Source organism: Streptomyces sp. NPDC028308, assembly GCF_055565855.1.
In genome coordinates, this window is sequence record NZ_JBVHTO010000001.1 from 654,795 (window position 1) to 675,360 (window position 20,566).

15 protein-coding genes and 3 tRNA genes are annotated in these 20,566 nt (G+C 72.9%); 9 read left to right on the forward strand and 9 right to left on the reverse strand.

Features of this window, described 5'->3' with window-relative positions:
* Window positions 1-314: 314 nt before the first annotated feature.
* Window positions 315-1,052 (reverse strand): SanA/YdcF family protein, encoded by a 738-nt coding sequence (locus ACZ4VA_RS02725; RefSeq protein WP_468079388.1) that lies wholly within the window; start codon window positions 1,050-1,052, stop codon window positions 315-317.
* A gap of 224 nt (window positions 1,053-1,276) precedes the next feature.
* Between ACZ4VA_RS02725 and ACZ4VA_RS02730 the strand changes: the two genes are divergently transcribed.
* The 5 genes from ACZ4VA_RS02730 to ACZ4VA_RS02750 all read left to right on the forward strand — a co-directional run bounded on the left by ACZ4VA_RS02730 (window position 1,277) and on the right by ACZ4VA_RS02750 (window position 8,468).
* Window positions 1,277-2,182 carry a sirohydrochlorin chelatase gene (locus ACZ4VA_RS02730; protein ID WP_356168415.1) on the forward strand — a complete coding sequence of 302 codons (906 nt, stop codon included), beginning with the start codon at window positions 1,277-1,279 and terminating at the stop codon, window positions 2,180-2,182.
* A gap of 70 nt (window positions 2,183-2,252) precedes the next feature.
* Window positions 2,253-3,620 (forward strand): deoxyguanosinetriphosphate triphosphohydrolase, encoded by a 1,368-nt coding sequence (locus ACZ4VA_RS02735; protein ID WP_468079390.1) that lies wholly within the window; start codon window positions 2,253-2,255, stop codon window positions 3,618-3,620.
* A 93-nt stretch (window positions 3,621-3,713) separates the two neighbouring features.
* The gene (locus ACZ4VA_RS02740; RefSeq protein WP_355786975.1) at window positions 3,714-4,979 is read left to right on the forward strand and encodes an NAD(P)/FAD-dependent oxidoreductase; all 1,266 of its coding nucleotides are present in this window, start codon (window positions 3,714-3,716) and stop codon (window positions 4,977-4,979) included.
* Window positions 4,980-5,025: 46 nt separating this feature from the next.
* Complete coding sequence (gene dnaG / locus ACZ4VA_RS02745) at window positions 5,026-6,939, forward strand: DNA primase (RefSeq protein WP_355786972.1); 1,914 nt, start codon at window positions 5,026-5,028, stop codon at window positions 6,937-6,939.
* 200 nt (window positions 6,940-7,139) lie between these two features.
* Window positions 7,140-8,468, forward strand: coding sequence for an RNA polymerase sigma factor (locus ACZ4VA_RS02750; protein ID WP_389389488.1), 1,329 nt, complete (start codon window positions 7,140-7,142; stop codon window positions 8,466-8,468).
* Window positions 8,469-8,541: 73 nt separating this feature from the next.
* On the opposite strand, the gene ACZ4VA_RS02755 is transcribed toward ACZ4VA_RS02750, so the two are convergent.
* The 4 genes from ACZ4VA_RS02755 to ACZ4VA_RS02770 form a co-directional block, all read right to left on the reverse strand.
* Window positions 8,542-10,470, reverse strand: coding sequence for an ABC transporter ATP-binding protein (locus ACZ4VA_RS02755; RefSeq protein ID WP_355785446.1), 1,929 nt, complete (start codon window positions 10,468-10,470; stop codon window positions 8,542-8,544).
* Window positions 10,470-12,203, reverse strand: a complete 1,734-nt coding sequence (locus ACZ4VA_RS02760) for an ABC transporter ATP-binding protein (protein WP_402381737.1) — start codon at window positions 12,201-12,203, stop codon at window positions 10,470-10,472. The genes ACZ4VA_RS02755 and ACZ4VA_RS02760 overlap by 1 nt, the downstream gene beginning before the upstream one ends.
* A 186-nt stretch (window positions 12,204-12,389) precedes the next feature.
* Window positions 12,390-13,841, reverse strand: coding sequence for a xylulokinase (locus tag ACZ4VA_RS02765; protein WP_402381739.1), 1,452 nt, complete (start codon window positions 13,839-13,841; stop codon window positions 12,390-12,392).
* A 120-nt stretch (window positions 13,842-13,961) separates the two neighbouring features.
* Window positions 13,962-14,264 carry a YtxH domain-containing protein gene (locus tag ACZ4VA_RS02770; RefSeq protein ID WP_355785439.1) on the reverse strand — a complete coding sequence of 101 codons (303 nt, stop codon included), beginning with the start codon at window positions 14,262-14,264 and terminating at the stop codon, window positions 13,962-13,964.
* A 147-nt stretch (window positions 14,265-14,411) separates the two neighbouring features.
* Here ACZ4VA_RS02770 and ACZ4VA_RS02775 point away from each other — a divergent pair.
* From ACZ4VA_RS02775 to ACZ4VA_RS02785, 3 genes are all read left to right on the forward strand, one after another.
* A tRNA-Asn gene (locus tag ACZ4VA_RS02775) sits at window positions 14,412-14,484 on the forward strand.
* Window positions 14,485-14,489: 5 nt separating this feature from the next.
* Window positions 14,490-14,562 (forward strand) — tRNA-Asn (locus ACZ4VA_RS02780).
* Between the two features lie 166 nt (window positions 14,563-14,728).
* Window positions 14,729-14,805: transfer RNA gene (locus tag ACZ4VA_RS02785), tRNA-Ile, on the forward strand.
* 114 nt (window positions 14,806-14,919) lie between these two features.
* On the opposite strand, the gene ACZ4VA_RS02790 is transcribed toward ACZ4VA_RS02785, so the two are convergent.
* Complete coding sequence (locus ACZ4VA_RS02790; RefSeq protein ID WP_356168402.1) at window positions 14,920-15,669, reverse strand: SDR family NAD(P)-dependent oxidoreductase; 750 nt, start codon at window positions 15,667-15,669, stop codon at window positions 14,920-14,922.
* Window positions 15,670-16,220: 551 nt separating this feature from the next.
* Between ACZ4VA_RS02790 and ACZ4VA_RS02795 the strand changes: the two genes are divergently transcribed.
* Window positions 16,221-17,132 (forward strand): DUF4231 domain-containing protein, encoded by a 912-nt coding sequence (locus ACZ4VA_RS02795; RefSeq protein WP_388903678.1) that lies wholly within the window; start codon window positions 16,221-16,223, stop codon window positions 17,130-17,132.
* A gap of 69 nt (window positions 17,133-17,201) precedes the next feature.
* On the opposite strand, the gene ACZ4VA_RS02800 is transcribed toward ACZ4VA_RS02795, so the two are convergent.
* The 3 genes from ACZ4VA_RS02800 to ACZ4VA_RS02810 all read right to left on the reverse strand — a co-directional run bounded on the left by ACZ4VA_RS02800 (window position 17,202) and on the right by ACZ4VA_RS02810 (window position 20,244).
* Window positions 17,202-17,678, reverse strand: coding sequence for a hypothetical protein (locus ACZ4VA_RS02800; RefSeq protein WP_356168396.1), 477 nt, complete (start codon window positions 17,676-17,678; stop codon window positions 17,202-17,204).
* Window positions 17,679-17,766: 88 nt separating this feature from the next.
* Window positions 17,767-19,197: a GAF domain-containing protein gene (locus ACZ4VA_RS02805; protein WP_355786488.1), complete on the reverse strand. Its 1,431-nt coding sequence runs from the start codon at window positions 19,195-19,197 to the stop codon at window positions 17,767-17,769.
* Between the two features lie 9 nt (window positions 19,198-19,206).
* Complete coding sequence (locus ACZ4VA_RS02810) at window positions 19,207-20,244, reverse strand: rod shape-determining protein (RefSeq protein ID WP_356168392.1); 1,038 nt, start codon at window positions 20,242-20,244, stop codon at window positions 19,207-19,209.
* Window positions 20,245-20,566 lie beyond the last annotated feature (322 nt).

Sequence of the window (20,566 nt, forward strand, 5' to 3'; positions counted from 1 at the left end):
GCCTGGGGCTTCGCCCGGGTGCTGTCGGGTCGCGCTGCGCGCTGGTCCTCAATCGCCGGACGGGCTGAATTTTCTGGCGCCGAGCGTTTGTCCGTGCGCGCCGGACGGGCTGGAATTCCCCGCGCCCATGGGACCGATACTCCTGGCCCCTGCCGCCTGCGCCATGGTGACTTCGGTGGCGTTGGTCGTCTGAGTCAAGGGAGGAAAATTCCAGCCCCTCCGGCGTCTGAGGAGCGGGGTCCGGGGCGGAGCCCCGTGGGGGTCGGGGAGGAGGCTTCGGCCGGGGAGCCCCGGGTGGGGTGAGTCGCGCGGAGTCACCGGGACGGTGTTCGCAGGGCCCGGTCCACTCCCGGCTCGCGGGGGCCCAGGAAGCGGGGGTCGGGTTCGAACACGGCGTCCCACGCGGCCTTGCCCGCCGCGAGGACCTCGCGCGTACCGCCGTAGTACCAGGTCACGTCGTGCGCAGCGTCGACCCCGACGCCGTAGGACCGCACCCCGGCCGCCTCGCACAGGGCGACCGCCCGCCGGATGTGGAACCCCTGGCTGATCAGCACGGCCCGGTCGACCCCGAAGATCTTCTTCGCCCGCACGCAGGAGTCCCAGGTGTCGAACCCGGCGTAGTCGCTGACGATGCGCCGGCCGGGCACCCCGCGCTCGGTCAGATAGGCGCGCATGGCGTCGGGCTCGTCGTAGTCCTTCCGGCTGTTGTCCCCGGTGACGAGCACGACCTTCACCCGCCCCGCCCGGTACAGCTCCGCCGCCGCGTCCAGCCGGTGCGCGAGGTACGGGGAGGGCTCACCGCCCCAGAGGCCGGCGCCGAACACCACCGCGACCTCGGTCCGCGGCACGTCCGTGGTCGTCCGCAGCCGGTCACCCGTCGTCACGTACATCCAGGTCGCGGGCGACAGCGCCAGCACGCACAGCAGCATGACGGCCTGCACGGCCCGCCGCTGCCCCTGGCGGGTGCGCGGCAGGGAGGGCCGGCGCAGACGCACCGCGGGCAGCCAAGAACGCGGTGACGGTCTGCGGATGCTCGGGCGCGGCAGGCGCATGTTCGGTGTCCCCCAGGTGACGTCGGCCCTCGGCACAGGGAGACGCGGCGAACGGGAGTACGGTTCAGGAAAGGACCGTGACAGGGCTCACCCCGAGTCCCGGACCGCGGCCGACAGAGGCCCGGCGAGCCCTCACACCCCCGGGTGCCTCGCGGTGAACCGCCGGAAAACACCCGTGACGCCCGCGCAACGGCGTGGCAACGTCCCCCCGCCAGGATCGGTCCATGACGGCGTCGACACCAGCACACGACGAGTCCCAGAACCGCCCCGGCGGCCGGCCGCCGGGCGGCGCCCACCTCGACAGTACGGCGCAACTCATGAACCGGATCACCAGCCAGCTCGGCAGCCAGCTCCGCCTCGTCTCGCCCGGCGGCGCGCGCCGCCCGGCGCCGCCCGCGCTCGTCATGGTGGCCCACGGCAGCCGCGACCCGCGCGCCCTCGACACCGTGCGGACCCTGGCCGAGAGGGTCCGTGAGCTGCGCCCCCACCTTTCCGTGCGCCTCGGCCACATCGAGCTCAACGAACCGCTGCTGCCCGACACGCTCGCCTCCCTGGACACCGGCGAGGCCGTCCTCGTACCGCTGCTCCTGAGCCGCGGCTACCACGTCAAGCAGGACATCCCCCAGGCCGCGGCGGCCGTCCCGGAGCTGGACTGCCGGGTCGCCGCCCCGCTCGGCCCGCACCCGCTGCTCGTCGAGACGCTGTACGCGCGGCTCGTCGAGGCGGGCTGGCGGACCCGCATGAGCGAGGCGACCCGCCGCGCCAGTGGCGTCGTCCTCGCCGCGGCCGGCTCCCGCGACCCCGACGCGGCCGTCGACACGCGCCGCACCGCCCGGCTGCTCGCCGAGCGGCTCGGCGTCCCGGTCGTGCCCGCCTACGCCTCCGCCGCCGCGCCCACCGTGCCCGCCGCGGTGCGCGCCCTCGCCGCCCGGGGCCGCCACCGGGTCGCCGTCGCCTCCTACTTCACCGCCCCCGGTCGCTTCGCCACCGAGTGCGCCGCGGCCGCCCCCTGGATCGCCGCCGCCCCGCTCGGCGCCCACCCGGCGATGGCCCGTCTCGTCCTGCACCGCTACGACCGGGCCCTCGCGGCCCCCGGGTCCGCCGCAGCACGCACCCTGGCCTCGGCCTGAACCCGGCGGGCGCGCGTGCCGGACCCGGCCGCACTGGGGTGATCCGGACGACAGGGCCTAGGGTCGGGGCATGGAAGGCACCGCACCGAAGACCTCGTCCGAGACCGAGAGCACCCCGCGCCGGGTCCGCGAGGACCGGTCCGCGCGCGGCGAGTACGACGAAGCGGCCGTCGAGCGCTGGGCCGTCGAGCCCGACAAGCGTCCCGGCCGCACCGCCTTCCAGCGCGATCGCGCGCGCGTGCTGCACTCCGCGGCGCTGCGCCGGCTCGCCGGCAAGACCCAGGTCGTCACGCCCGGCACCCGCACCCGGGCCTGGGACGCCAGCCCCCGCACCCGGCTGACCCACTCCCTGGAGTGCGCCCAGGTCGGCCGCGAGCTCGGCGCCGCCCTCGGCTGCGACCCCGACCTGGTCGAGGCGGCCTGCCTCTCGCACGACCTCGGCCACCCGCCCTTCGGGCACAACGGCGAACAGGCCCTCAACGAGTTCGCGCGGGACTGCGGCGGCTTCGAGGGCAACGCGCAGTCGCTGCGGCTGCTCACCCGCATCGAGCCCAAGCGCTTCGTCCGCAGCGAGGAGAGCGGCGAACTGGTCAGCGTCGGCCTCAACCTCACCCGGGCCGCCCTCGACGCCGCGACCAAGTACCCCTGGCCGCGCGGCGGCCACCCCACCGCCCCCGGGTCCCCGAAGTTCGGGGTCTACGAGGACGACCGGCCGGTCTTCGACTGGGCCCGCAAGGGCGCCCCCGGGACGCGTATCTGCTTCGAGGCCCAGGTCATGGACTGGTCCGACGACGTGGCGTACTCGGTGCACGACGTCGAGGACGGGCTGCACGCCGGGCACATCGACCCCAACTGCCTGCACGCCGAACCGGAACGGGACGCGGTCTTCGCGGTCGCCGTCGCACGGTACGTGCCCGCCGGCACCGACCTCGCCGAGCTCGCCGCCGCCCTCGACCGCCTCCTCGACCAGGAGTGGTGGCCGCACGGCTACGACGGCTCGGCGGTCGCCCAGGCCCGGCTGAAGGACGCCACCAGCCAGCTCATCGGCCGTTTCTGCCTGGCCGCCGAGGCCGCCACCCGCGAGCGGTACGGCACCGGACGCCTCACCCGGTACACGGCGGAACTGGTCGTCCCGTGGGAGACCCGCCTGGAGTGCGCCGTCCTCAAGGCGGTCGCCGACCGGTACGTCATGCAGCGCGCCGAGCAGGAGATCCTCCGCGCCGACCAGCGGATCGTCGTCGCCGAGCTGGCCGAGGCGCTCACCGCCCGCGCCCCCGACGGGCTGGAGCCGCAGTTCCGAGCCCAGTTCGACGCGGCTCCCGACGACCGGGCCCGCAAGCGGGTCGTGGTCGACCAGATCGCCTCGCTCACGGACGCCTCGGCACGTTCCCTGCACCTCGGGCTCACCACGCGCCCCGGCGGAGGCGGCGCGGTGTGACCCCGCGTGGCCTGATCGGGCCACTCCCTCTTCCCGCACCACGCCGCGTGCGGGACGCTCGCATGTGGCGACATCCTTACGAGGAGGCATCAAGTGGTCGACGCGGATCAGACATTCGTCATCGTCGGAGGAGGTCTGGCCGGCGCGAAGGCGGCCGAGACGCTCCGCGCGGAGGGGTTCACCGGCCGGGTGATACTGATCTGTGACGAGCGCGACCACCCCTACGAGCGGCCGCCCCTGTCCAAGGGGTACCTGCTCGGCAAGGAGGAGCGCGACAGCGTCTTCGTCCACGAACCCGGCTGGTACGCGCAGAACGACATCGAGCTGCACCTCGGCCAGACCGTCGACGCCATCGACCGGATCGCGAAGACCGTCCGGTTCGGCGACGACGGCACCCTCGTGCACTACGACAAGCTGCTCCTCGCCACCGGTGCCGAGCCCCGCAGGCTGGACATCCCCGGGACCGACCTGGCGGGCGTCCACCACCTGCGCCGCCTCGCCCACGCCGAGCGACTGAAGGGCGTCCTGGCCGCCCTCGGCCGCGACAACGGTCACATCGTCATCGCGGGCGCCGGCTGGATCGGCCTGGAGGTCGCCGCCGCGGCCCGGGAGTACGGCGCCGAGGTCACCGTCGTGGAACCCGAGCCGACCCCGCTGCACGGCGTCCTCGGCCCCGAGCTCGGCCAGCTCTTCGCCGAGCTGCACCGCGAGCACGGCGTCCGCTTCCACTTCGGCGCCCGCCTCACCGAGATCGCCGGGCAGGACGGCATGGTGCTCGCCGCCCGCACCGACGACGGCGAGGAGCACCCCGCGCACGACGTGCTCGCCGCGATCGGCGCCGCCCCGCGCACCGGCCTCGCCGAGACGGCGGGCCTCACCCTGGCCGACCGCGCGCACGGCGGCGGCATCGCGGTCGACGAGCGGCTGCGCACCTCCGACCCGGACATCTACGCGGCCGGCGACGTGGCCTCCTTCCACCACACCCTCTTCGACGCCCGGCTGCGCGTGGAGCACTGGGCGAACGCCCTCAACGGCGGACCGGCCGCCGCGCGCGCGATGCTGGGCCGCGAGACGACGTACGACCGCGTGCCCTACTTCTTCTCCGACCAGTACGACGTTGGGCTGGAGTACTCCGGCTGGGCGCCGCCGGGGACCTACGACCAGGTGGTCATCCGCGGCGACGCGGGCAAGCGGCAGTTCGTGGCCTTCTGGGTCAAGGACGAACGGGTGCTGGCCGGCATGAACGTGAATGTGTGGGACGTCACGGATCCCATCCAGTCCCTGATCCGATCCCGGGCCCGCGTGGACACCGAGGCCCTCGCCGACCCGCACGTCCCACTGGAGACCCTCGTACCGTGACCTGCCGCGGCGCCCGGCTGTCACACCGTCCCCGTAGAATTCACGCGTGGCAGGACGGATCAACGACGAGGACGTGAAGGCTGTTCGGGACGCGGTCTCGATCGACGCCGTGGTGTCCGAGTACCTCCAGCTGCGCAACGCGGGCGGCGGCAACCTGAAAGGGCTCTGCCCGTTCCACGACGAGAAGTCGCCGTCCTTCCAGGTCAGCCCGAGCAAAGGGCTCTTCCACTGCTTCGGCTGCCAGGAGGGCGGCGACACCATCACGTTCGTGATGAAGGTCGACCACCTCACCTTCTCGGAGGCCGTCGAGCGCCTGGCCGGCCAGGCGGGCATCACCCTGCGGTACGAGGAGGGCGGGTACAACCCCTCCCACCAGCGGGGGGAGCGCATCCGGCTGGTCGAGGCGCACAAGGCGGCCGCCCAGTTCTACGTGGAGCAGCTCGACACCAGCCCCGAGGCCGACGCGGGCCGCAAGTTCCTCGCCGAGCGCGGCTTCGACCAGGCCGCCGCGGCCCACTTCGGCGTCGGCTACAGCCCCCAGGGCTGGGACCACCTCACCCGCCACCTGCGCGGCAAGGGCTTCACGGACAAGGAGCTGGTCCTCTCCGGCCTCTCCCAGGACGGCCGCCGCGGCCCCATCGACCGCTTCCGGGGCCGCCTGATGTGGCCCATCCGCGACATCGGGGGCGAGGTCGTGGGCTTCGGCGCCCGCAAGCTCTACGACTCCGACAACGGCCCGAAGTACCTCAACACGCCCGACACCGCGATCTACCGCAAGTCGCAGGTCCTCTACGGCATCGACCTCGCCAAGAAGGAGATCGCCAAGACCAGTCGCGCGGTCGTGGTCGAGGGCTACACGGACGTCATGGCCTGCCACCTGGCCGGTATCACCACCGCCATCGCCACCTGCGGCACCGCCTTCGGCACCGACCACATCAAGATCCTCCGCCGGCTCCTCATGGACAACGGCTCGGCGCGCGTGATCTTCACCTTCGACGGCGACGCGGCGGGCCAGAAGGCCGCCCTGCGCGCCTTCGAGGACGACCAGAAGTTCGCCGCCGAGACGTACATCGCGGTGGCCCCCGACGGCATGGACCCCTGCGACCTGCGGCTCGCCAAGGGCGACGAGGCCGTCGCCGACCTGGTGGAGCCCCGCACCCCGCTCTTCGAGTTCGCGCTGCGCCAGATCGTCCTGCGCTACGACCTGGAGACCCCCGCCGGCCGCGCCGCCGCCCTGGACGAGGCGGCGCCCGTCGTCGCCCGCATCAAGAACAGCGGCGCCCAGCACGAGGTCGCCGTGCAGCTCGCGGGCATGCTGGGCATCCTCGACACGCAGTTCGTCGTCAAGCGGGTGGCGCAGCTGGCCCGTTGGGCCCGCGACCGCGGCGGCAAGGGCCCCGCGCCCGAGCGGCAGCGGCCCCAGCAGGCGTACGGGGCGGCTCAGCGACCGGGCGGCGCGGCCCCCGGCGGCCCCGCGCTCAACCTGCGCAACCCGGTCTTCGCCACCGAGCGCGAGCTGCTCAAACTGGCCCTCCAGCGGCCCGAGTTGGTCTCCCCGGCCTTCGACGCCTACGGCATCGACGAGTTCACCGCCGCGCCGTACGCGGCGGTCCGCCAGGCGATCATGGACGCCGGCGGCGCGGAGTACGGCGTCCAGGACCCCCAGGAGTACCTGGTCCGGGTCCGTGACGCCGCCCCGGACGACGTGGTGCGCGCCATGGTCACGGAACTCGCCGTCGAGGCCATCATGCGCAGGACCGTCGACGAGGCCTACGCGGGCGACCAGTTGGTCATGGTCCGCAGACGGGCCGTGGACCGGCGCATCCAGCAGGTGCAGGGTTCGCTGGCCCGTGCGAGCGCCCAGGGCGACCCGGCCAGGCTGGCCGCCGTGCAGAACGAACTGTGGGTGCTCCAGCAGTACGGGCAGGCGCTGCGCGAACGGGGCGCGTCGGCCCTCTGACCTCCCGGCCGGGCCCGGCGCCTCCGGCGCACTCCGGCACGCGCCGGTGAACGGCCCCCGGTTCGCCTGTTTCCGGGGGTTTCGGTTCCGTCGGGCTGCGCACTCGTGCGTCAGGGTAATCATGCGGTCACGGACCGGACGCAAAAAGTCACCGCACGCCCCTCGTGGCGGTGATGTGTCGTACTCCACACTGGGGTGCGGTGCCTGAGTCCTCGGAGCGCGGCAGACCCGTACGCGACGGGTCCCCCATCCCCGCGGTTCCGCCAAACGACTACGGGATGGACAGCGGCGAGGCCGTCGACCCCATCCCCGACGTACCGCTGCCGCATGCCTCAGCAGCGACATTCCTGGAGGTCGCCCCCGTGCAGACCCAGACCCTCACCGAGACCGACAACACCACGGACACGGACGCGGAAGACGGCGTCGTCGCGGCGGTCCCCCCGCAGAGCCGTGCCACGCACCACCCGGAGGCGCGGCCGGAGAACCCGCCCGAAGCGGACGGACCGGCCGCCGACGCCGACGAGGCGCCCGGGAGCGACGTGCCCGAGGCCGAGGCCGTGGAGGCCGTGGAGGCCGAGCCCGTCGTACCGCCCCGCAGCCGCGCCGCCGACACCAGCGGCCCCTCCTCGGACCTGTTCCGCCAGTACCTGCGCGAGATCGGCCGCATCCCCCTGCTCACCGCGGCCGAGGAGGTCGAACTCGCCCGCCGTGTGGAGGCCGGCCTCTTCGCCGAGGAGAAGCTGCGGCTCGCCCGCGACCTGGACAGCCAGCTCGCCCTCGACCTCGACAGGCTGGTCGTCATGGGCCGGATGGCCAAGCGCCGGCTCATCGAGGCGAACCTGCGGCTCGTGGTCTCCGTCGCCAAGCGGTACGTCGGGCGCGGGCTGACCATGCTCGACCTGGTCCAGGAGGGCAACCTGGGCCTGATCCGGGCGGTCGAGAAGTTCGACTACGCCCGCGGCTACAAGTTCTCCACGTACGCGACCTGGTGGATCCGGCAGGCCATGTCACGGGCGCTGGCCGACCAGGCCCGCACGATCCGGGTGCCCGTCCACGTGGTCGAGCTGATCAACCGGGTCGTCCGGGTGCAGCGGCGCATGCTCCAGGAGCGCGGCTACGAGCCGACGCCCGAGGAGGTCGCCGCCCACCTGGACCTGCCCGGCGAGCGGGTCAGCGAAGTCCTGCGGCTGGCCCAGGAACCGGTCTCCCTGCACGCCCCGGTGGGCGAGGAGGACGACGTGGCCCTCGGTGACCTGATCGAGGACGGCGACGCGGCGTCCCCGGTGGAGTCCGCCGCGTTCCTGCTGCTGCGCGAGCACCTGGAGGCGGTGCTGTCCACGCTCGGGGAGCGCGAGCGCAAGGTCGTGCAGCTGCGCTACGGACTGGCCGACGGGCGTCCGCGCACGCTGGAGGAGATAGGCCGCATCTTCGGGGTGACGCGCGAGCGCATCCGCCAGATCGAGTCCAAGACCCTCAACAAGCTGCGGGACCACGCCTTCGCGGACCAGCTCCGCGGCTACCTGGACTGACAGACGGCTCCGCCCCCCTCCGGCGCGCGAAGGCGGCGGAAGGGGGCGGAATCGGCGGCAGGGTGACGGACCGTCAGTCGACCTCGGCGACTGCCTGCGCGAACTGCGCCTGGTACAGCCGCGCGTAGGCGCCGCCCGCCTCCAGCAGCTCCGTGTGCGCGCCCTGCTCCACGATGGCCCCGTTCTCCATCACCAGGATGGTGTCCGCGTCCCGGATCGTGGAGAGCCGGTGCGCGATCACGAACGACGTCCGCCCGTGGGCGAGTTTCGCCATCGCCTTCTGGATGAGCACCTCGGTGCGGGTGTCCACCGAACTCGTCGCCTCGTCGAGGACGAGGATGACCGGGTCGGACAGGAACGCCCGGGCGATCGTGATGAGCTGCTTCTCGCCCGCGCTCACCCCGGACCCCTCGTCGTCGATTACGGTGTCGTACCCCTCAGGCAGCGTCCGGACGAACCGGTCCGCGTGGGCCGCCCGCGCCGCCTCCTCGATCTCGCCCCGGGTGACCTCGCGCGTGGCGCCGTACGCGATGTTCTCCGCGATCGTCCCGCCGAACAGCCAGGTGTCCTGGAGCACCATGCCGATGGCGGCCCGCAGTTCGTCCCGGGTCATCCGCGCGATGTCGACCCCGTCGAGCGTGATCCGCCCGCCGGTGACCTCGTAGAACCGCATGAGGAGGTTCACCAGCGTCGTCTTGCCCGCTCCCGTCGGTCCGACGATCGCGACCGTGTGACCGGGCTCGACCTTCAGGGAGAGGTCCTCGATGAGCGGCTTGTCGGGCTCGTAGCGGAAGGAGACGTGCTCCAGCGCGACGCGTCCGCGCACCTCGGCGGGCCGCTCGGCGGCGACCGGGTCGGCGCCCTGCTCCTCCGCGTCGAGGAGCTCGAAGATCCGCTCGGCGGACGCCACGCCGGACTGCACCAGGTTCGCCATCGAAGCGACCTGCGTCAGCGGCATCGAGAACTGGCGCGAGTACTGGATGAACGCCTGCACGTCACCGATCGACAGGGACCCCGAGGCGACCCGCAGCCCGCCGACGACCGCCACCAGCACGTAGTTCAGGTTCGACACGAACATCATCAGCGGCTGCATGATCCCGCTGTTGAACTGCGCCTTGAACCCGGCCTCGTACAGCTTCTCGTTCTGCTCGGCGAACTGCGCCGCCGACTCCTCCTGCCGCCCGAACACCTTCACCAGCGTGTGCCCGGTGTACATCTCCTCGATGTGCGCGTTGAGCTTGCCGGTGGTGCGCCACTGCTGCACGAAGTGCGGCTGCGACCGCTTGCCCACGCGGGTGGCGACGACGAACGACAGCGGCACGGTGACCAGCGCGACCAGCGCCAGCAGCGGCGACACCCAGAACATCATCGCCAGCACACCGACGATGGTCAGCAGCGAGTTGATGAGCTGGCCCATCGACTGCTGGAGGGTCTGCCCGATGTTGTCGATGTCGTTGGTGGCCCGGCTGAGCACCTCACCGCGCTGCCGCTGGTCGAAGTACGACAGCGGCAGCCGCGACAGCTTCGTCTGCACGTCCTCGCGCAGCCGGTACACGGTCCGGTTGACCGCCCGGTTCACCAGACGGGTCGCCACCGCCATCAGCAGTCCGGCCAGCACGAACACCACGAGCGCGAGCCCGAGCACCCTGCCGACCGCGTCGAAGTCGATGCCCTGGCCCGGCGTGAAGTCGGTGCCGGAGAGCATGTCGGCCATGCCGCCGTCACCGCGCTCGCGCATGGACTCCAGCACCTCGGCCTTGGAGGTGCCCCCGGGCAGCTCACGTCCGATGATGCCGGCGAAGACCAGGTCGGTGGCCCGGCCCAGGATCTTCGGCCCGACCACCGACAGGCCCACGCTCATCACGACCGCGGCCAGCATCGCGTACATCGTGCCGCGCTCGGGCCGGAAGTGGGACAGGAGCCTCCTGCCCGACCCCTTGAAGTCCATCGAGCGCTGATCGGGGCCGCCCCCGGCCATCATCCGTCCCATGGGACCGGCCATCAGGCAGCCTCCGCTTCCGTCAGCTGGGAGAGCACGATCTCCCGGTAGGTCTCGTTGTCCGCCATCAGCTCGTGGTGCCGGCCGGTGCCGACGACCCGGCCCTCGTCGAGCACCACGATCCGGTCGGCGTCCCGGATGGTCGACACCCGCTGGGCGACGATCACCACGGTCGCCTCCGCCGTCTCCTGGGACAGGGCCGCCCGCAGCGCGGCGTCCGTCGCGTAGTCGAGGGCCGAGAAGGAGTCGTCGAAGAGGTAGATCTCCGGGCGCTGCACCAGCGTCCGCGCGATCGCGAGCCGCTGTCGCTGCCCGCCGGAGACGTTCGTGCCGCCCTGCGCGACGGGGGAGTCCAGGCCGTTCTCCAGCCGCTCCACGAAGTCCCTGGCCTGCGCCACCTCCAGCGCGTGCCACAGTTCGTCGTCGGTCGCGTCCGGATTGCCGTACCGCAGGTTCGAGGCGACGGTCCCCGCGAACAGGTACGGCTTCTGCGGGACGAGTCCCACGGTCCTGGCGAGCAGCCCCGGGTCGAGGGTCCGTACGTCCGCGCCGTCCACCAGGACGTTCCCGTCGGTCGCGTCGAACAGCCGGGGCACGAGCCCGAGCAGCGTGGACTTGCCGCTGCCGGTGGACCCGATCACGGCGGTCACCTCGCCGGGCCGCGCCACCATGTCCACGGACCGCAGCACCGGCTCCTCGGCGCCCGGGTAGCGGAACCCGGCGCCGCGGATCTCCAGATGCCCGTGCCGCCGCAGCTCCAGGACCGGCGCCTTCGGGGGCACCACACTGCTCTCCGTCTCCAGGACGTCCTGGATGCGCTCGGCGCAGACCTCCGCGCGCGGCACCATCATGAACATGAAGGTGGCCATCATCACGGACATGACGATCTGCATCAGGTAGGCGAGGAACGCGGTCAGGTCGCCGATCTGCATCCCGCCGCTGTCGATCCGGTGCGCGCCGAACCACACCACGGCGATCGAGGACAGGTTCACCACCGTCATAACGATCGGGAACATCAGAGCCAGCAGCCGCCCGGTGCCCAGCGACACCTCGGTCAGGTCGCCGTTGGCCTTGCGGAAGCGGTCCTTCTCGTAGCCGTCCCGGACGAAGGCGCGGATCACGCGGTTGCCGGTGATCTGCTCGCGCAGCACCCGGTTCACGGTGTCCAGGCGCACCTGCATGAGCCGGAACAGCGGCCGCAGCCGGCGCACGATCAGCGTGACGCAGATGCCGAGCACGGGCACCACCGCGACGAGCACCGCGGACAGCGGCACGTCGAGTCCGAGCGCGAGGACGATGCCGCCCACACACATGATCGGTGCCGACGCCATCAGGGTGAACGCCATCAGGGCGAGCATCTGCACCTGCTGGACGTCATTGGTGGTGCGGGTGATCAGCGACGGCGCGCCGAAGTGGCCCACCTCACGCGCGGAGAACGACTGCACCCGGTCGAAGACGGCCGCCCGGATGTCCCGGCCGAGCGCCGAGGCGGTCCGGGCGCCGAAGTACACGGCGCCGATGTTGCAGACGACCTGGATCAGCGAGATGCCGATCATCAGGGCGCCGAAGGACAGGATGTAGCCCGTGTCGCCCTTCACGACACCGTTGTCGATGATGTCCGCGTTCAGCGTGGGGAGGTAGAGCGTGGCGCTGGTCTGCAGGAACTGCAGCAGCACCAGCAGGGAGATGGGCTTGCGGTACGGACTGAGGTGGGTCCGCAGAAGTCGTATGAGCACGCGGGGTCTCTCGGAGTCGTCGACGGAAGGGATCGGGTGGTGCACCACCCCCTATCGTCGGGCACTCCACCCGTGTTACCTCAACCGATTAACCCAAGAGCGGTCCAAGGACGGACGAAATCTCCGCCCGGTCCGCCCCTTTCCCGGGGGCCGGGAACCGGGGCGGCGCCGCCCCGGCCGTGCCGTTCACACCCGGAACGCCCCGGGATGCGTCTGTTCCCGTACGGACACGTACTGCTGGCGTACGGCCTGACCCACGGCCAGCTCCTCGCCGGGCTCCAACACCTGTGCGGCGGCACCCCGCCATACGGGTGGCAGCCGGGGGTCGAGGGTGCCCTGCGAGGCGCCGAGCGCCCAGGCCGCCTGCCGGGCCGCGCCGAGCGCCGCGTAGTCGGCGGGCTGCGGCACCACGACCTGCGCGCCGAACAGCGAGGGCGCCGCGGCCTGGACGGCGGGCAGCTCGGCGGCGGCACCCAGCAGGAACACCCGCTGGACGTCGACACCCCGGCCGCGCAGTACGTCCAGGGCGTCCGCGAGCCCGCACAGCATGCCCTCGAAGGCGGCCCGCGCCAGGTGCTCGGGCTTCATCGACTCCCGCCTGAGCCCGGCCAGCGTCCCCGCCGTGTACGGCAGGCTCGGCGTCCGCTCGCCCTCCAGGTACGGCAGCAGGACCAGGCCGTGCGCTCCCGGCGTCGACTTCATCGCGAGGTCGGACAGGCTCTCCAGGTCCGGCAGCCCGAGGAGTTCGGCCGCGCCGCGCAGCGCCCGTACGGCGTTGAGGGTGTGGACGACCGGCAGGTGCATGCCGGTGGCGTCCGCCAGCGAGGTGATCATCCCGGAGGAGTCGACCAGCGCCTCGGGGTGCACGGCCATCACGGACCCGGAGGCCCCCAGGGACACGACGGCGTCCCCGAGCCCGATCCCGAGGCCGAAGGCCGCCGCCATCGTCTCGCCGGTCCCGGCGGAGATCAGCAGCCCTTCCGGGGTGGTGCCGGCGGCCTCCGAGGGGCCGAGCACCTCGGGCAGCACCGCCTGGTGCCCGAGCGCCAGCTCGATCAGGTCCGGCCGGTACGCGCCGGTGGCCGCCGACCAGTAGCCGGTGCCGGAGGCCCCGCCGCGGTCGGTGGTGCGCCGCGCGGGCCGCCCGAGCAGCTGCCACACGAGCCAGTCGTGCGCCTGGAGCAGCGCCGCGGTGCGCAGCGCCGACTCCGGTTCCGTCCGGCTGAGCCAGCGCAGCTTGGTCACCGGCTGCGCCGCCTGCGGCACGCAGCCCACGGCCTGCGCCCACGCCTCGCGCCCGCCGAGCGCGTCGATCAGGTCCGCCGCCGCGACCTGCGCCCGCTTGTCCCCGCCGACCAGCGCGGGCCGCACCGTGTTGCCCTGCGCGTCCAGGGGGACGAGCCCGTTCTGCTGCGCGGAGACGCCGATGGCCTGGACGCCTTCGAGGAGCCCGCCGCTCGCGGCCTCGCCCAGCGACAGCAGCCAGGCCTGCGGGTCGACGTCGGAGGGACGGCCGCCCTCGGCGCTCTCGACCGGATGCGGGGCATACCCCTGCCGGAGCACGGCACCCGTGTCGGTGTCGCAGACGACGATACGAGTGAAATCGGGCGAACTGTCCAACCCGGCGACTATCCCCATGGCGGAAATTCTGCCGTACGAAGGGGGGTGTGTGCGCCGGGCGCGCGCCGGCCGGGCCCCTGGCGACATGCGCGACCGCCGGTGGACGGGTGTCCGCCGGCGGCCGTGGTGCGTGTGACCTCAGGTGTTCGTGGTGCCCCAGTCGTCCTCGCCGGGGCCGGCGTTCCGCTCCCGCAGGGACCGCACGCGGTCCGCCACGGAGTCGGGGACGCGGTCGCCCACCTTCTCGCTGACCACGTGGTACGCCTTGCCCGCGATCTGCCGCCCCTGCTGGGCGGCACTCTCGGCGGTGTTGCGCACCGCCGGGTTCTGCGCCACTTGTCGGGCGCTCTTCCTCAACTGCTCGTAGCGCTCACGACCGGCCCTCGTGCCCAGCACGTAACCCAGAGCCAGTCCGGTGATGAACATGAGCCGGTAGCGCATGGCAGCCACCCTTCCCTTGCGTCGGCATCGGTCGCAGCGGAGTACCGATTGGCGGAGCACCCCCCTGCTTGCGCTAATGTATGTGTCGCAGCGAACGCGCGCCCCCTGGCGAATACCCAGGTAGGTGCGTTCGATGCAACGAGACATTCCTCCGTAGCTCAATTGGCAGAGCAGCCGGCTGTTAACCGGCAGGTTACTGGTTCGAGTCCAGTCGGGGGAGCTCGGTCTCCTGTAGCTCAATTGGCAGAGCAGCCGGCTGTTAACCGGCAGGTTACTGGTTCGAGTCCAGTCGGGAGAGCAGTGGAAGAGGGCCCCTCAGGGGTCCTTTTTCATGTCCGCGGGAACCGTGCGCCGCGCGCCGTGGTCCTCAAGGTCATGCGAAGCCGACCATCCGAAGCAGGAGATCGTATGAGCGGCTATGCTGCGGCAGACGGCGCGCACAAATGTGCGCGACGCGCCGTAATGGGGCGGTAGCTCAGCCGGTTAGAGCAGCGGACTCATAATCCGTCGGCCGTGGGTTCGAGTCCCACCCGCCCCACCAAGGCGTCCTCCCGCAGGAACGTTTCAGCCCGGGACGGTACCGTCAGCCCCTCGTCGTACGAGGGGCTTTCGTCGTCTCCGGGGTCCGTCCTGCCGGGGCCGCGGCCGGGTGCCCCTAGCGGCCCAGCGCCGCGCCGCCGTTGATGTGCAGCAGCTGCCCGGTCATGTAGCCCGCCTCGGGGGAGCTGACGTAGCGGATGGCCGCGGCGATCTCCGCGGGGCGGCCGGGTTCGCCGGTGAGGGACTCCGAGACGCGGGCCGCGACGAACTCCGGAGTGGCGCGGTCGCCGAAGAACTCCGTGTCGCCGACGAAGCCGGGGGCGACCGCGTTCGCGGTGATCCCCTCGGGGCCGAGGCGCCGGGCGAGGTCGTACGTGTACGTGTTGATCCAGCCCTTGGAGCCGCCGTAGGAGCCCGGGCCGCGCAGGGAGGCGATCGAGGAGACCTGCACGATGCGGCCGCCGGGACGGCGCAGGTGGGGCAGGAGCGCCTCGGTGAGCAGGACGGCCGTCAGGACGTTGGCGTCGAAGTTGCGGCGGTAGCTGTCGGCGATGGAGGCGAGGGTGCCGTCGTTCGTGGGGGCCACGTTGCCGCCCGCGTTGGCGACCACGACGTCGACCGGGGTCTCGTCCGTGGCGATGAACTCGGTCGCGGCGGCCACCTGCTCCGGGTCGGAGAGGTCGGCCGCGTACCAGGTCGCCGTGGCGGCGCCGTGGCAGTCGTTGAGCTTCTCCGCCGCCTTGCGCAGCACGTCCTCGCGGCGCCCGAGGAGCACCACCCGGTCCCCGTCCGCGGCGAACAGCTCCGCAGTCGCCAGGCCGATCCCGGTGCCTCCGCCGGACACCACCACACGTCGCTGGAACATGGTCATCGGTCTCGCCCTCGCCCTCGTGCGCGTACTCGTCCCTGGATGTGAATGCCGATCACATGTGCGTACGGGCGTGACGCTACGGAGCGGGCGATGCCCCGTCAAGAGGGTGCCCCGCGGCGGGTCGTGCCCGCCGGGTTCCCTTCGGAGAGTGGAGGCACACGGCCGAAAGATGTCGGTCCGCCTGCGTGCGCCGGGTCCCCGGAGACGTCCGGGGGAGGCGGCCGGCCCGGGCGGAGGCCGGGCGGGGAACGGCCGCGATCCCGCTCGCGGGGGCCGTCGGCGGGGGCCGCGACCGGGACCCCGCGCACGGCGCCTGAGCACCTCGTTTCCCGGGTCCCGGCAGCTGTCGCGGGCCGTTCTCGGGAGCGCCGGAGACCGTCGGGCGCAGGCGGTCGTGAATTCCCAACTCCGTTTGCTGGCACGGGTATTGGGTGGCGGCGAGGGCTGTCGGGAGGGCGCGGGTCTTTCGCCGAGAGAGTACTGGTCCAGCCCCGCGTTCGGCGCGACGATGTCGGCTCACACCTTTTACCACCGGGGGGGCGGCGATGGGGGACGGGACTCCCGTACCGAGCACCACCTTGAGCGCGGGTGACCTGCCTCCGCTGTTCCACGAGAGTGACCGGCAGGCGTTGAGCCGGCAGAGTGAATCGTTCCTCGCCGTCCGGGCCCAGCTGGTCGTCCTGCTGCTCGCCACCTGCGCCGCCACCCTCGCGGAGCACGTGGACGACCACGCCGTCGCCGCGCTCGCCGCCGTCCTCTACGCCCTGACCATCGTCATCGGCGTCCACGCCTCCCGGCGGCGCGCGCGTGCGCACTGGCAGGCACACCGGGCGGTCGCCGAGACCGTGAAGTCGCTCGCCTGGCAGTACATGGTGCACGGCGGCCCGTTCCGCACCGGACTCGCCGACCCGGACGGCATGTTCACGGAACGGCTGACCGACCGGCTGCGGGAGTTGCGCAAGGTGGGCTGGGAGGACGAGCGTTCCGCCGCCGGGCTCGGCGCCGGCCAGATCACCCCCGCCATGCGGGCGGTGCGGGCCAAGCCGTTCGAGGTGCGCCGGGACTTCTATCTGCGCGACCGGGTCCTGGAGCAGCTCGTCTGGTACGGCAACAGCGCCGCCCAGGCCCGGCGGGCCGCCGCCCGCTGGTCGACCGTCACGGCCGTACTGACGCTGCTGGCGCTCTTCGCGGCGGTGCTGCGGGCGATGGGGGCGCTGGGCGACTGGGACCTCACCGGTGTGCTGAGCGCGGCGGCGGCGGGCGGCGTGGCCTGGCAGGAGGTCCGCCGGCACCGCCCTCTGACGTACGCGCACTCGCTGATAGAGCAGGACCTGGAGACCGCGCGGATCGGGATGGCGACGACGGTCACCGAGGACGGCTGGGCGGAGGCGGTCGCGGAGGCGGAGCGGCTGGTGAGCCCGCAGCACACGGACTGGCTGGTGCGCTTCGGCAGTTGACGGCGCGGCAGGGACGGCTCGTGGAGGACGCCCGGGGAGCCGTGCGCGCCCCCGGGTCCGCGGCGCCCGCTAGTGCCTGACCACCCCGGGGCGCCACAGCACGCGCACGGGAACGCCGTTGCGGCGCGCGTACCGCACCACGTCGGCGGTGCCGCCGAGGCCCCGCGCCGGGCGGCCGTCCCAGACGGCGACCAGCCGGTCCGCGTGGTCGACGATCCAGCGGCCGGCCGCGTAGTACGCCTCCTCGTGCGTCGGCTCCGGGGGCAGTTTCACCCGGGAAGAGCACGCCTTCAGCAGGCGCTGGTAGGCGGCCCGCACCTCGTCGCCGCCGAGATGGGCCTCGTAGTCCATGCCCGGGATCACCGCGGTGACCGGGATGCCGTGGTCGAGGGCGAGTTCCGCGAAGAGCTGGTCGGCGCCGGCCGCGAGGCTGCTCAGGGCCTCGGTGCCCGCGCAGCCGCGGAGTTCGGCTCCGATGCCGGCGCGGACGGACGGCAGTGCGGCGGCGGGAATCCCTCGGTGCCCGGTGACGCCGATCCTGGTCACGAGAACCACCTTCGCAGTCGAGGCCGTCCCTTCCACACTAGCGTCGGGAATCCGGCCGGGCGACGGGTGTTCGAGGCGCACGGGCAGCTCACAGGGGCGACTGCCACGTCTTCGTCGTGCCCGCTGCGCCCGCCTCCGCCGACCCGTCGTCATACACCGTCAGCCGTACGCCCGGCCGGCCGTCCGGCAGCACCGCCGTCGCGTCGACCGTCACCTCCACCCGGCGGACCCCGGGGCGCCGGGACGCGGCGGCCAGCGCGCGGCGCAGGGCGGCGAGCAGATGACCGGCGACGGGTTCGGTGATCCGGCTCTCGACGGCCCCGGTGAAGCGCGCCGACGGCTGGAAGCCGAGGAGCGCGGCGGTCCCGGCCGTCTCCCGCAGGACCTTGCCGCGGAAGGTGGTGGGGGCGTCGGCGGGCGGCTGCTGCAGCGCGAAGATCGCCGTACGGACCTCCTGGACGGTGGACTGGAGCTCGTCCACGGCCCGGCCGAGCATGTCGTACACGTCCTCGCCCCCGGTACGGCGCTGGGTGGACTCCAGCATCATGCCCGTCGCGAACAGCCGCTGGACGACCAGGTCGTGCAGGTCGCGGGCGATCCGGTCGCGGTCCTCCAGGACGGCGAGCCGCTCCCGGTGCTGACGGGCGTCGGCGAGGACGAGCGCCACCGCCGCCTGGGAGGCGAACTGGGTGGCGAGCAGTCGCTCCACCGGCGTGTACGGGCGGGCGCCGCGGTGCCGGGGCAGGGCGAGGGTGCCGATGAGCCGGCCCGCGGTCTGGAGCGGGAGCAGCATGCTCGGCCCGAACCGGTGGCGCACGTGCGTCGTCATCCGGGGGTCCGTGGCGGAGTCCTCCACGAACACCGGCTGCCCGCCGAGGAGTTGTTCGAGGACCGGGCTGCCCGGCTCGATCACGGTGCCGACGATGTCCCCGGGGTCGTCGAGCGTGGAGGCGGTGACGATCTCCATGCCGCCCTCGTCGGTGGGCTGCAGGATGACGCCGGCGGAGGCGTCCGCGAGGATCCGGGCCCGCTCGGCGACCGTCATCAGGGCGTCGGCCGCGGCCTCGCCGGTCAGCAGCGCGTTCGTGACGGCCGCCGCGCCCTCGATCCACCGCTCGCGCTGCCGGGCCGTCTCGTACAGCCGGGCGTTGCCGATCGCGATGCCGGCCTGGGTGGCCAGGACGCGCAGCAGCTGCTCGTCCTCGTCCGTGAAGGGGCCCTGGGGCTTGTCGACCAGGTAGAGGTTGCCGAACACCTCGTCGTCCACGCGGATGGAGACCCCCAGGAAGTCGTCCGTGCGGCCGACCGGGGTGCGGTCGGTCGCGGACAGGCCCGCCGTGCGGATCTCCATCAGCCCCTCGTGCTTCGGGTCGACCATGGCGAGCGCCGCGCACCGGGCACCCGTCAGCTCCGCCGCGCCGTCGACGATGTGCTGGAGCGTGGCCCGCAGCTCCAGGTCGGTCCCGACGCTCAGGACCGCCTCCAGCAGGGACGGGAGGCGGGGGACGGGGTCGGTCATCGCCGCACGTCAGCCCGCCAGCGGATCCAGGACCAGGGGCTCGATCCGGCCCTCCAGCATGTAGCCGAGGCCCTGGACCGCGCACACGTCGGGACGCTCGGCGATGTGCACCGGCATACCGGTCGCCTGCCGCAGCATCTGGTCGAGTCCGGGGAGCAGGGCGCTGCCGCCGACCATCATGATCCCGCGGTCGGCGAGGTCGGCGACCAGGTCGGGCGGGCAGTCGCGCAGCACCTTGCCGATGCCGTCGAGCACGGCGGTCAGCGGGGTCTGGATGGCGTCGCGCACGGCGGCGGTGTCGACCTGCACGGAGCGGGCGAGGCCGGTGGCGACGTCCCGTCCGTGGATCTCGGTGACGGCGGGTCCGTGCGGGGTGAGCCCGTTCCCGGAGAGGGCCAGCTGAAGCGGGCGTACGGACTGGCTCGGCAGCATCAGTTCGTGCTGGTGGCGCAGGTGCTGGACGATCGCGTGGTCGACGGCCTCGCCGCCCACCGGGATGCGCTCGGCGGTGACGATCGAGCCGAGCGAGAGCACCGCGACCTGGGTGGCGGCGGCCCCGCAGACCATGACCATGGTGGCCTCGGGCTGCTCGACGGGCAGACCGCAGCCGACGGCGGCGGCGATGAGCGTGTCGACCAGCTCCACCCGCCGTGCGCCCAGCCCGACCAGCGTCTCGATCGCCGCGCGCTGGGCGAGCGGGTCGGCGTCGTGCGGGGTGCAGGCGGCGGCCCGCAGCCGCGGCTTGCGGCGCAGCGCGCGGCGGACCTTGTCGCCGAGCAGCTGGCGCAGCATGCGCTGGGCCATCTCGATGTCGACGACGGTGCCGCCGGACACCGGCCGCACCACGCGGATGTAGTCGGGGGTACGGCCCGTCATCCGCTCGGCGAACTCGCCGACCGCGATCAGGGCGCCGGTCTTCGTGTTGATGGCGGCCGCGCTCGGCTGGTCGACGACGAGCCCGGCCCCCTTCACGTACACACGGGTCCGTGCCGCCCCCAGGTCGACGGCGAAGTGACAGCGGCGCAGCTGATCCAGACTGCCGGTCATGGCGGTTCCTCCCGAGAGCACAGACCGTGAGACTCCGCCGGACAGCGGTCCTCATTCGCATCGTGCGGGACCTGACGGGGCGTCGCCTGCTGGGGTGGGCCGGGCGGGGTGCGGCCGGACGGGTGGTTTCGGACGGTGCGCGGCGATGGTCCCGCCGCGGTCGCCGCGGCTGCCCTGGCGGGAAGCCGCCAGGGCAGCTTCCCGCCAGGCCGCGTCGACTTCCCCGTAACACAAGGGCCCCGACACTCTTCGCAGCGCGCGGCCACCACCCCGTCCGCGACGCGTGCCGCCGGCGCCGTCGGCGAGAAGAGCCAGAGAGGCT

Coding starts and splice junctions, on each gene's coding strand:
- ACZ4VA_RS02725 (WP_468079388.1), bottom strand. CDS start 1,052: ATGCGCCTGCCGCGCCCGAGCATCCGCAGACCGTCACCGCGTTCTTGG.
- ACZ4VA_RS02730 (WP_356168415.1), top strand. CDS start 1,277: ATGACGGCGTCGACACCAGCACACGACGAGTCCCAGAACCGCCCCGGC.
- ACZ4VA_RS02735 (WP_468079390.1), top strand. CDS start 2,253: ATGGAAGGCACCGCACCGAAGACCTCGTCCGAGACCGAGAGCACCCCG.
- ACZ4VA_RS02755 (WP_355785446.1), bottom strand. CDS start 10,470: ATGGCCGGTCCCATGGGACGGATGATGGCCGGGGGCGGCCCCGATCAG.
- ACZ4VA_RS02765 (WP_402381739.1), bottom strand. CDS start 13,841: ATGGGGATAGTCGCCGGGTTGGACAGTTCGCCCGATTTCACTCGTATC.
- ACZ4VA_RS02770 (WP_355785439.1), bottom strand. CDS start 14,264: ATGCGCTACCGGCTCATGTTCATCACCGGACTGGCTCTGGGTTACGTG.
- ACZ4VA_RS02790 (WP_356168402.1), bottom strand. CDS start 15,669: ATGTTCCAGCGACGTGTGGTGGTGTCCGGCGGAGGCACCGGGATCGGC.
- ACZ4VA_RS02795 (WP_388903678.1), top strand. CDS start 16,221: ATGGGGGACGGGACTCCCGTACCGAGCACCACCTTGAGCGCGGGTGAC.
- ACZ4VA_RS02805 (WP_355786488.1), bottom strand. CDS start 19,197: ATGACCGACCCCGTCCCCCGCCTCCCGTCCCTGCTGGAGGCGGTCCTG.
- ACZ4VA_RS02810 (WP_356168392.1), bottom strand. CDS start 20,244: ATGACCGGCAGTCTGGATCAGCTGCGCCGCTGTCACTTCGCCGTCGAC.